Here is a 249-nt window from a genome sequence, read left to right on the forward strand (position 1 = left end):
GTACTACCTGAATGAGCAGATGAAGGCCATTCAGAAAGAGCTCGGTGATGGCGACGAAGGCCACAACGAAGTCGAAGAGCTGGTTCACCTCAGCCATGCGCAGTTCAATGACGGGGGCTTGCGGCTGTGGGCGAAAAACCTCGGGCGGCGACAGGCTGAGCTGGTCGGTGGCGGCCAGGGCCATGGGGCTGCTGCTCAGGAAGTGCTCGAGCAACGTCTCGACCAGATCACGCTGCCCGACTGAGCCAT

General features: G+C 61.0%; 1 pseudogene. It reads left to right on the forward strand.

Going from position 1 to position 249, the window contains the following annotated elements:
* Nucleotides 1-82: pseudogene (locus SB756_RS33340) on the forward strand (hypothetical protein); the annotation flags it as partial.
* Between the last annotated feature and the right edge of the window lie 167 nt (nucleotides 83-249).

It is taken from the genome of Pseudomonas sp. SIMBA_068 (genome assembly GCF_046534705.1).
In the GTDB taxonomy this organism is placed as follows: domain Bacteria; phylum Pseudomonadota; class Gammaproteobacteria; order Pseudomonadales; family Pseudomonadaceae; genus Aquipseudomonas; species Aquipseudomonas putida.